Origin of the sequence: Collimonas sp. NPDC087041, assembly GCF_044745265.1 — a bacterium.
Taxonomy (GTDB): domain Bacteria; phylum Pseudomonadota; class Gammaproteobacteria; order Burkholderiales; family Burkholderiaceae_D; genus Collimonas.
In genome coordinates this window covers 467,361-476,435 of sequence record NZ_JBIUZX010000002.1, presented here as the reverse complement: position 1 = coordinate 476,435, position 9,075 = coordinate 467,361, and the positions used below count along the sequence as shown (strand labels likewise).

Here is a 9,075-nt window from a genome sequence, read left to right as displayed (position 1 = left end):
GCCGGCAACCCGCAGTTCGGTCGTGCCTGGCTGCAGTTCATCGCATAGCCGTGGTAGCTGAGGCCCAGGTTTCATAAGATCAACTGGAAACTTCCAGGAGACCATCATGAAACCTTTCGTATTTGCCGCGCTGATCTTGTTCGCATTGATGTCCGTCATCGTCACCCTCGCCATCGGCTTCGGTGGACCGCATGAGCCGCGGCCCATGGCAAGCATGAACAATCCATTCAAAAGCGTCGATTTCTCCGACCTGCCGGCCATCCGCCGCTATACGGCGCGCGACGGCACGCAACTGGCATTTCGCCAGTACCCTGCAGCCGGCGCAAATCCTAAAGGCAGCGTGGTGCTGGTGCACGGATCTTCGGCACGCGGCGACAGCATGCATGTGATGGCCAAAGCGTTCGCTGCCGCCGGCTATACCGCCTATGCGCTCGACATGCGCGGGCACGGAGAGTCCGGCAGCAAAGGCAACATTGCCTATGTCGGGCAACTTGAGGACGATATCGAGGATTTCACCCGCGCGCTGACGCCGGCCATGCCAGCCACGCTTGCCGGATTTTCTTCCGGCGGCGGATTCGTGCTGCTTTTCGCCGGCAGCGACAGGCAGGTGCTGTTTTCCAACTATCTGCTGCTATCGCCATTCATCAGCCAGGATGCGCCGACCTTCCGTCCCGACAGCGGCGGTTGGGTCAGTGTAGGCGTGCCACGCCTGATGGCGATCGGCCTGCTGAATGCGATAGACATACATGCGTTGAACGGACTTCCTGTTGTGCGCTTCGCACTCAGTGAACAAGCCAAGTCCTTCCTGACGCCGCAATACTCATATGCGCTGACGCAGAACTTCCGGCCGCAGGCGGACTGGCAGGCGAACATACGCGCGGTCCGGCAGCCATTGCGGCTGGTGGCCGGGCAGGACGACGAGGCATTCCACGCCGAACGCTTTGCCGAGGTGTTCAAGGCTGCGGGCAAGGACGTGCCTGTCACCTTGCTGCCCGGGATCGGGCATATACCGTTGACGCTCGACCGAAGCGCGGTTCAGGCAGCGGTGACGGCTGTCAACGGCATGAACCGGTTGCGGTAGGAAAATATTCTTGCGTCGGCATGTCGCATGTTTCGTCCGCCGGGATGCGACGGCGATGCCTTCCGGTGTTGATGCAGATGCGTTGCGGGGAGGGGATATTTCAGTGTCGACGCGAATGCAATCCGTAGAACGTATAAAATGAGCGGCGTTCTTAATCCTCTGTTCAATCCCGGAAAAATCATGCCGCCAATCTCGCCGCAAGCCATTGTTCAAGCACAGTTGGACGCCTACAACGCCAGGGATATCGATGCCCTGCTGGCGACCTACGCGCCGGATGCGGAGCAATACCAGTTGCATGGCGACCTGCTTGCGCGCGGACATGAACAGATGCGGCCGCGCTTCCTGACGCGCTTTGCCGAACCGGACCTGCATGCGCGTCTGTTGTCGCGCACGGTCATGGGTAACATCGTCATCGATTTCGAACTCATTACACGGAATTTTCCCGAAGGCGTCGGAACGTTGGAAATGCTGTGCGTCTACGAGATTGCCGGTCAGCGCATCGCGAAAGCGTCATTTGCCGTTGGCAAGACTACGCTGGCTGCGGCATCGCAATCCTGAACCGGCAGCCGGCGGCACGGATGATACCGACGGCGTAAGCATTTTGTTATCGCATATCGATGGGCGGCACATGGATCGCAAGAATTCAAGACTTCAGCGTCACCTTTACCTGGCAAGCATCCTTATCTTGCTGGCCGGATTATTGAGCGCCGGCCTGGTTTATTACTCGGCCTCCGGTGGCTACAACCGCGCGCTCGGTTATGACGTGGTGGGCGGCAATGTCTATTCCGTGGCGCAGGATGAATCGAAGTCCTATCGTCGCGACATGGAAATGTACAGCGGCACGTCGGGCCTGCTCATCGCCGACTTCAATGGCTGGCTCGCCAGTCTTTGGCACGGCAAGCGACTGGCTTACGTGCTGGCCATTGCTGCCGCTGTCATCTCCTATGCCTGTTTCTGGGTCGCACGCGACCTGGACCTGGTTGGCACGGAGGGGCCGGAGGATTGATTTTCTGTTGAGTCTCCCGTTTGCGATCCAGCGCTGTTGCTTAGTTAATCGCCGTATGGCAACATGCTGCGGCAATCAAGGGGGAGCAGGCGCGCCGGAAAGACGGCAACAATTGAACGGCTTGTCGCGACCATACGTCAGTGATCAACGGAAAAGAAAAATCATGTTCAAGAAAATAGCGATGTCCACCATGCTTGCGCTGGCTGCGCAGGTTTCCTATGCAGACGACGCCAGTGTTGCGGCGGCAGCCAAACTGGCTGACAGCATGCATTTGCAAGAGCGGATCAGCGGTTTCAAATTGCAGGCGCAAGCCATGGGCCAAAGGCAAATCGACCAGATCGTGACGCAAATCCAGAAAAGTGTGCCGCAGCTGAGTGATACCCAAAAGACCGCGATTCGTGTCGCCGCCAGCGAATTTATCGCCAGCGTATCCAATTCCTGGAGCAGCGAAGAAGTCGCGAAGATCTATACCGCATCGCTGATCAAGGACCTGCCGCCAGAGGTGATCGGAAAAATTACCGATTTTTATTCGACCGAGCAGGGGCAGATGGCCTTGAAGGCTTCCAGCAATGCTGACCAAAGCATCGTTAGCTACATCTCCAGTGCGCAGGAAAAGGCGATGGCGACCAGCTATCCCGTGCTCATGGATAATTTCAAAAGTATCATCACTGGCAAGTAGTAACAGAGGCAGCACGACTGCCATGTCGGTCTTTATTTTCCATTTGACTCATGCATGAAGCATCAGCCGTAATCCGCCTGGCGAAAGGCGGCGATAGCGCCGCCATCCAGGATTTGTACCTGGAGTTGACCGGTGACGTGCGCGTGCATGTCTTGCCTGAACAGATCGAGGCGATGCATGCCGATCCTGCAACACATCTGCTGGTGTGCGATGTCGCCGGCGATATCTATGGAACGGCGCTGCTGTCGCTGTGCGCCGATGCGATGTACGGCAAACAGCCTTTCGCGACAGTCGAAAACATCATTGTTGCGAGCGCCGCTCGTGGCGCAGGATTGGGCCGGCAGCTGATGGCAAGTATCGAAGCGATTTGTGCCGGCCACGACTGTTCCAAGATCATGCTACTGAGTTCTTCCAGCCGCAGCGACGCCCATGCGTTTTTCGCGAGTTACGGATTTTCCGGCGACAAGAAGCGTGGTTTCGTAAAATATCGCAGTCAATTCCGTACAGCTTGAAATGAATGCAGAATCAAAAATGAATACCGAATCAAATATTGAATTACGCGCATTCGTCATCGCGGACTATGAGGCGGCTTTTGCATTGTGGTCGTCGATTGACGGACTCTACCTCAGCGAATCCGATACCAAAGAAGCCGTCGCCGCTTTCCTGGACCGCAATCCCGGTTTCAGTGTGGTTGCCGTCGATGGGAACGGCGACATGGTCGGGGCGGTCCTGTGCGGACACAACGGCCGCGCCGCTTCGCTGTATCACCTGGCTGTGGCCGAAAGTGCTCGCGGCAAAGGCGTAGGGCAACGGCTTGTGCAGTTTTGCGTTGCAAGGCTGACTGCAGCGAATGTCGCACGCTGCAGTGTCTTCGTCTATACGGACAATGAAGTCGGCAATCGCTTCTGGCTCAACAACGGCTGGTACGACCCAGACACCTGGAAGGTGTTGCAAAGACGTCTTTAAGGTTGACGAGCCAGGAGCATTTACCCGCTTAATGCATCTGCAACACGCGTCCCGCACGCCGAGCTGCCGCAGCCAGATATAACGGCGATGGCGTCCGCAAGTTTTCGCAATAGCAGGTGTAGACCAGCTTGATCACATGATCGTCGTCGGAGGCGATGGCGGTGGTGAACAGATCGTGCCAGCTGTCGGCGCTGTCGGGCAACACGTCGTCCTCTGTCAGTAGCACGGCCGTCGACGCCAGCGCCGGCGCACCGATCGACACGTAGGCGGCGCACATCGCAACCCACAGTTGCGGCATCAACTGCGACACCAGTTCCGGCGGCAGATGCTTGAATACGCTCCGCGCCGCATGCAGGCCGGTGACGATATGCAGGGCGGTGAAATTATTGGTTTGCCAATACAAGGCGATGGCTGCCTGCGCCATCTGATCCAGCAGCAGCGGCTGCACTGGCGCTGCCGGCAAGGTCGCCTGGAAGCGCGGTTCGGCAGCCGTTGCGCGCAGGCGTGAAGTAATCATGCCGCCAATGAATTGCACGCCGCTCAATTCGCGCGACAAGGCGTTCAAGCCGTCACGTACCGAAGCTGCCGGCGTTCGCGGCTGTGAGCCGATGTCGATATGCAGGTTACCGCTGGCCAGCGCCGCCAATCCGGCGGCGATCTCTCCAACATGTTGTGCTTCCAGGCCGTAGCCGAGGCGGATCAACGCATGGAAGGCGCCGCTGGCCGGCGCGAACGGCATGTGCTGCAATGTCTGCGTCAGTACGGCATCGGCGCCGTTGCACCAGATCCAGTCCTCGAAGCAATCGCGCAAGGCGACAAATGAGGTCGGGTTGCCGACGTCGGCTTGCCACTCATCGCGTTCGACGGCCTTGCTTGCCGGAGGCGCAGTGATGGCGTAGCGGCTTTCCCACATGTCGAAAAAATCCTGCAGCCGCGCCGGCGGGGCGCCCATTGCCGCCAGCGCGCATAGCGCCATCGGGCAGTGATTGGTGGTGCCGTTGCCGCCAAGCGCAAAGCGCGCGTTGGCGTCGAGCAGCCGGTGCAGCGTCGCCTGTTGTAATCGTTGCTTCATGCGCTAAATCCTCCGGATAGCTGATTGACCACGGCAGTATGCAAGTTCAAGTAAACTTGAAGTCAAGCGCAAAATACGGAGTCAGGAAATGAACGACAAAATGATCACCATCGGCGAACTGGCCAAGCGTTCCGGCGTTGCCGCCAGCGCCTTGCGTTTCTATGAAGATGCGGGTTTGCTGCACAGTACGCGCACAAGCGGGCGTCAGCGGCAGTTCTCGCGCGATGTGCTGCGCCGGGTTGGATTCATCCGGGTGGCGCAGTCGATCGGCTTGCGCCTGGAAGAAATCAGGGCGGCCTTGTCGACGCTGCCGGAGAATCGAACCCCCACCAAGCAGGATTGGGAGCGCCTGTCGCGTTCCTGGCGGCCGCTGCTGCAGCAACGCATCGATTCCCTCACCGCGCTGCGCGACCAGCTCAGCTCCTGCATCGGCTGCGGCTGCCTGTCGCTGCAGAAGTGCGCGTTATATAACCCGGAAGACATTGCCCAGACGCGCGGCAACGGTCCGCGCTACCTGCTCGGCGACAATCCCGCCGAAGCGCCGGCCGGACGCACCATCCGGATTGCCAGGGACGATTAACAAGTCTGATTACCTGGGAGGTAATCGACCGTGCGCAACGCCGCGCGCAGAATGGTTTCGTCGACTACGACAAATCAACCTGAATCGATAACCTGATAACCATCAAGGAGCAGATCATGACCAGCACCAATGTTGAAAAGAATATCGCCGAACAAGCCGCCGTTATCGCCAGCCGCTACATCGCCGCCTGGGACGAGCTGGATGCCGGCCGCCGCCGTGCCCGTATTGCCGAAGTGTTCACGCCGGATGCGGTCTATCTCGATCCGATGGCGCGCAGTGCCGGCCATGATGGCCTGGATGCAATGATCGGCGCGGTCCAGCAGCAGTTTGCGGGGTTGCGTTTCCGCCTGCATGGCAAACAGGATGGCCACAACAATGTGCTGCGATTTTCCTGGACGCTTGGTGCGGAAGGCGCCGAGCCGGTGGCCCATGGCACCGATGTCGTGGTGGTTGCCGACGATGGCCGCATCAGCAGCGTTACCGGCTTCCTCGATGCGCTGGCGTTGCCTGCCTGATGTTCAGTTGGCCGGGCAGCTGGCGGCGCGGTTAGCTGTTATCACCTCGCAAAGAAACAGGGATACACTGCGCAATCAACTTTTGGAGATCGCCGATGGCTACATCGCAAGTCGCGTCGCAATCGCCCGCCAGGAGTGCCGGGCAGGCGTCGGGCAACCGCTACTTCAACGACTTCGCCGCGGCCTTGCGCTACTGGCGCGGCAAGCGCGGTTATAGCCAACTGCGCTTGTCCACCGAAAGCCACATCTCGCAGCGTCATATCAGTTTCCTTGAAAGCGGGCGCTCACAGCCAAGCAAGGAATTGATCCTCAAGCTTGGCACGGTGCTCGATATTCCGCTACGCCAGCGCAATGTAATGCTGCTGGCCGCCGGTTTTGCCCCCGCCTACCAGGAGCGTAAATTGTCCGATCCCGAACTACAGTCGGTCAAGCAGGCGCTGGATTTCATGCTGGCCCAGCAGGCGCCCTATCCGGCGCTGGTGGTGGATCGGCTGTGGAACCTGGTGATGAGCAATGGCCCGGCGGCGCTGATGATCCGCTGGCTACTCGATATGCCGGACAGCCAGCCGCTACCGCGCGAGGGCGTCAATGTTCTCAAGCTGATCCTCGATCCGGCCGGTATCCGCAAGCACCTGCGCAACTGGCAGGAGGTCTGCGCCGACCTGTTGCACTGGATTCAGCGCGAGGCGATGAGCGACGGCCCCGGCAGCGAAGCTACCCTGCTGCTGGAAGAGTTGCTGGCTTTCCCCGGCATCAAGGCGGTCAGCCAGACGCCGAATCTCGATACCCGTGCATTGCCATTCCTTGCAATGCAGATCGGCAAAGACGGTGTTGAACTGAACCTGTTCACCTCGATTGCCACCATGGGCACGCCGCACGATGTCACCGTGCATGAATTGCGCATCGAGTCTTTCTTTCCAGCCGACGAGACGACTGCGGCCTGGTTCAAGCATCGCGCATGAAATGCTGTGCAGTCCTTTACAATAAACATCCACGGCAAGTCGCAATCCCTTGATCCAGACCTATCCGACAGCGTAAAGGAAACCCATGATGGAAAAGCAATTGGCAGGTGCGGCCGCACTAATCTCCATGTCTTTGTTCCTGGCAGCCTGCGGCAGCACACCTTCCGCTACCACGTCCGCCATTCCCGATAACCTCGTTGCGCCGGCAACGCAGGCGCTGGCGGTGACGGCACAGGGCCGCGGTGTGCAGATATATCAATGCGCGGCGAGCGCCGTCGATGCCGGAAAATTCGAATGGCGCTTCATCGCGCCCGAAGCTGATCTGTTCGACAACAGCGGCAACAAGATCGGCAAGCACTATGCCGGCCCGACCTGGGAAGCGCTCGATGGCAGCAAGGTGGTTGGCGCCGTGCAGGCGCAAAATCCCGGACCTGACGCCAACGCCATTGCATGGCTGTTGCTAGGCGCGAAATCGCATTCCGGCGACGGCGTGTTTGCCGGCATCCAAACCGTGCAGCGTCTCAATACCGTCGGCGGCAAGGCGCCGGCGAATGGTTGCAACCAGGATCGACTGGGCCAGCAAGTGCGCATCGCTTACGAGGCGCAATACCGTTTCTATTCAGCGAAATGACGCGGTAAATACCCGGCCGTTTGATGCCGGGGTTGATCTTGCCCGTGTTGGCATGCGGGATCGGGTCATTCCGGTTAGTTTTTAACTTTCATTTATACGATCGGCCCGTTTTTTTACGATATCTTTATATCGGTTTATCTACACTGATTGCATCAGAGATAACCATGCGGGTCCTGTCATGATCATTACCGTTTTCAGCCCGGACGAAGTTTCAAAACGTTCAATATTAGCCGCCAACCTGGCGGCGCACTGCGCGCTGCATTATCGCAAGGTGCTGCTGATCGACGCCACTGCGCCGCATCACACGCTAGGCTGGGGCGCCTGCCGCGATGTCACCGGCATCAAGTCGAGGCTGGTCGTGCGTGGCGCGGAAAATCTGCAATCGGAACTGGAAGATCCGGCATCCTACAGCCGCAGTCACTACGCAGAAATCGTGATCGATGCCGATGGCGTCAATACCCAGGATACCAATGCTGCATTGGTCGCCACCGACGTTTTGCTGATTCCGGTGCATGCACGCCAAGGCCGGGTGCAAAACCGCCAGGCACTGGCGCAGCATATCGACGCCTTGAAATTGTTTAACCCGGAATTGCGCGTGCTGGTGGTGGAAGTACAGCCTATCAGCGCGTTCGGCGAGGGCGTCAGCACGGAGAACAGCCCGGCCCGGTTGGTGGCGGCCAGCATTCTTACCGCGAAGTTGGCGAATACTGTGATCCACGAATGGATAGACGACCGCAGCACCTTCCAGCAAGGCATGTCGGCGATGGACAGCAAGCTGCGCAATCAGCGCGCCGTGGCCGAGATTCAGAATCTGTATCAGGAGATCATCAAGACCAGGACCCAGCGCCTGGATCCTGTCGCCAACAGCCAGGCCATATTGCAGGCGCTGCAAAGAAGGACTGAAGAAAAAGAGTTATGTCACATCAGCCCGGACATCGCTTCGAATCAGGCAAGTGCGATGTGACATTGCGGTAGTCGTCATGGACGGGGATTTTTTCGTTTGTAGAAAATCCCCGTCGCAAGCTGCGTGGCCGGTGAAGATTAGACCGGCACCATATCGAAATGTCCTAGGTAATCGATCTTCCCGACTGCCACTCCCTTGTTGCGCAAAATATCGTGCACGGTGGTCAGGTGAAAGAAAAAATTTGGCAAGGTGAAGGTCAGCAAATAGGCATCGCCTTTTAACGTCGTTTTGAACTTGCTGAAACTCAGGGTCACTTCGCGCGTCTCGCTGCCCGCCAAATCTTCCGGTTTTACCGTCTCCAGAAACGCAATCGTTTTGGCCACCCGAGCCTGCAGATCCGCAAGCGTTACCTCGTTATCCTCCATGCGCGGTGCTTCGAGCGACGACAAGCGCCCAATCGCGTTCTTTGAAGTATCGCTCGCCCGCTGCACCTGACCGGCCAGCGTCAGCATGTCCGGCGCCAGGCGCGCATTGACCAACTCGGCAGGATCGATATTGTTGGCCTTGGCATGCGCCTCGGCCTTCTCTAGATACGCCGCAAGAATTCCTAATCCGCGGACGAACACCGGGACTGAGATTTGATACATCGATAAGGACTGCATGGTTAACTCCAGGGAAA

At 58.5% G+C, this 9,075-nt stretch carries 13 protein-coding genes; 11 read left to right on the top strand and 2 right to left on the bottom strand.

The genetic code is table 11. The annotated features are described in order from the left end of the window. The first annotated feature begins 106 nt into the window (after positions 1 to 106). From ACIPF8_RS05375 to ACIPF8_RS05350, 6 genes are all read left to right on the top strand, one after another. On the top strand, positions 107 to 1,081 hold the full coding sequence (locus ACIPF8_RS05375) for an alpha/beta hydrolase (protein WP_400417921.1): 975 nt from the start codon (positions 107 to 109) through the stop codon (positions 1,079 to 1,081). A gap of 138 nt (positions 1,082 to 1,219) precedes the next feature. After that, the gene (locus tag ACIPF8_RS05370) at positions 1,220 to 1,639 is read left to right on the top strand and encodes a nuclear transport factor 2 family protein (protein WP_400417918.1); all 420 of its coding nucleotides are present in this window, start codon (positions 1,220 to 1,222) and stop codon (positions 1,637 to 1,639) included. 70 nt (positions 1,640 to 1,709) lie between these two features. Continuing rightward, positions 1,710 to 2,087, top strand: a complete 378-nt coding sequence (locus ACIPF8_RS05365; RefSeq protein WP_400417915.1) for a hypothetical protein — start codon at positions 1,710 to 1,712, stop codon at positions 2,085 to 2,087. Positions 2,088 to 2,250: 163 nt separating this feature from the next. After that, positions 2,251 to 2,766, top strand: coding sequence for a hypothetical protein (locus tag ACIPF8_RS05360; RefSeq protein WP_400417914.1), 516 nt, complete (start codon positions 2,251 to 2,253; stop codon positions 2,764 to 2,766). 50 nt (positions 2,767 to 2,816) lie between these two features. Then, positions 2,817 to 3,278 carry a GNAT family N-acetyltransferase gene (locus ACIPF8_RS05355; protein ID WP_400417912.1) on the top strand — a complete coding sequence of 154 codons (462 nt, stop codon included), beginning with the start codon at positions 2,817 to 2,819 and terminating at the stop codon, positions 3,276 to 3,278. A 19-nt stretch (positions 3,279 to 3,297) separates the two neighbouring features. Beyond that, positions 3,298 to 3,732, top strand: coding sequence for a GNAT family N-acetyltransferase (locus ACIPF8_RS05350; protein WP_400417909.1), 435 nt, complete (start codon positions 3,298 to 3,300; stop codon positions 3,730 to 3,732). Between the two features lie 28 nt (positions 3,733 to 3,760). Here the strand turns inward: ACIPF8_RS05350 and ACIPF8_RS05345 are convergent, their stop codons facing one another. Next, a complete protein-coding gene (locus ACIPF8_RS05345) occupies positions 3,761 to 4,804 on the bottom strand; it encodes a questin oxidase family protein (protein ID WP_400417906.1) in 1,044 nt (347 codons plus the stop codon). Between the two features lie 88 nt (positions 4,805 to 4,892). On the opposite strand from ACIPF8_RS05345, the gene soxR reads away from it, so the two are divergent. From soxR to ACIPF8_RS05320, 5 genes are all read left to right on the top strand, one after another. Further along, positions 4,893 to 5,384, top strand: a complete 492-nt coding sequence (gene soxR / locus ACIPF8_RS05340) for a redox-sensitive transcriptional activator SoxR (protein WP_400417903.1) — start codon at positions 4,893 to 4,895, stop codon at positions 5,382 to 5,384. 116 nt (positions 5,385 to 5,500) lie between these two features. Continuing rightward, positions 5,501 to 5,899, top strand: a complete 399-nt coding sequence (locus ACIPF8_RS05335; RefSeq protein WP_400417901.1) for a nuclear transport factor 2 family protein — start codon at positions 5,501 to 5,503, stop codon at positions 5,897 to 5,899. A gap of 95 nt (positions 5,900 to 5,994) precedes the next feature. Next, positions 5,995 to 6,861 carry a helix-turn-helix domain-containing protein gene (locus tag ACIPF8_RS05330; protein WP_400417897.1) on the top strand — a complete coding sequence of 289 codons (867 nt, stop codon included), beginning with the start codon at positions 5,995 to 5,997 and terminating at the stop codon, positions 6,859 to 6,861. Positions 6,862 to 6,946: 85 nt separating this feature from the next. Continuing rightward, a complete protein-coding gene (locus tag ACIPF8_RS05325) occupies positions 6,947 to 7,492 on the top strand; it encodes a DUF3455 domain-containing protein (RefSeq protein WP_400417895.1) in 546 nt (181 codons plus the stop codon). 178 nt (positions 7,493 to 7,670) lie between these two features. Next, entirely contained in the window at positions 7,671 to 8,456 is a 786-nt protein-coding gene (locus tag ACIPF8_RS05320; protein ID WP_400417892.1) for a hypothetical protein, read from the top strand. A gap of 77 nt (positions 8,457 to 8,533) precedes the next feature. Here ACIPF8_RS05320 and ACIPF8_RS05315 read toward each other — a convergent pair whose 3' ends face one another. After that, complete coding sequence (locus ACIPF8_RS05315; RefSeq protein ID WP_400418210.1) at positions 8,534 to 9,058, bottom strand: DUF1993 family protein; 525 nt, start codon at positions 9,056 to 9,058, stop codon at positions 8,534 to 8,536. Positions 9,059 to 9,075: the final 17 nt, after the last annotated feature.

Excerpts from the sequence above, each read along its gene's own strand:
- ACIPF8_RS05345 (WP_400417906.1), bottom strand. The coding sequence starts at position 4,804 with ATGAAGCAACGATTACAACAGGCGACGCTGCACCGGCTGCTCGACGCC.
- ACIPF8_RS05325 (WP_400417895.1), top strand. The coding sequence starts at position 6,947 with ATGATGGAAAAGCAATTGGCAGGTGCGGCCGCACTAATCTCCATGTCT.
- ACIPF8_RS05320 (WP_400417892.1), top strand. The coding sequence starts at position 7,671 with ATGATCATTACCGTTTTCAGCCCGGACGAAGTTTCAAAACGTTCAATA.
- ACIPF8_RS05375 (WP_400417921.1), top strand. The coding sequence starts at position 107 with ATGAAACCTTTCGTATTTGCCGCGCTGATCTTGTTCGCATTGATGTCC.
- ACIPF8_RS05315 (WP_400418210.1), bottom strand. The coding sequence starts at position 9,058 with ATGCAGTCCTTATCGATGTATCAAATCTCAGTCCCGGTGTTCGTCCGC.
- soxR (WP_400417903.1), top strand. The coding sequence starts at position 4,893 with ATGAACGACAAAATGATCACCATCGGCGAACTGGCCAAGCGTTCCGGC.
- ACIPF8_RS05335 (WP_400417901.1), top strand. The coding sequence starts at position 5,501 with ATGACCAGCACCAATGTTGAAAAGAATATCGCCGAACAAGCCGCCGTT.
- ACIPF8_RS05330 (WP_400417897.1), top strand. The coding sequence starts at position 5,995 with ATGGCTACATCGCAAGTCGCGTCGCAATCGCCCGCCAGGAGTGCCGGG.
- ACIPF8_RS05355 (WP_400417912.1), top strand. The coding sequence starts at position 2,817 with ATGCATGAAGCATCAGCCGTAATCCGCCTGGCGAAAGGCGGCGATAGC.
- ACIPF8_RS05370 (WP_400417918.1), top strand. The coding sequence starts at position 1,220 with ATGAGCGGCGTTCTTAATCCTCTGTTCAATCCCGGAAAAATCATGCCG.
- ACIPF8_RS05365 (WP_400417915.1), top strand. The coding sequence starts at position 1,710 with ATGGATCGCAAGAATTCAAGACTTCAGCGTCACCTTTACCTGGCAAGC.
- ACIPF8_RS05360 (WP_400417914.1), top strand. The coding sequence starts at position 2,251 with ATGTTCAAGAAAATAGCGATGTCCACCATGCTTGCGCTGGCTGCGCAG.
- ACIPF8_RS05350 (WP_400417909.1), top strand. The coding sequence starts at position 3,298 with ATGAATACCGAATCAAATATTGAATTACGCGCATTCGTCATCGCGGAC.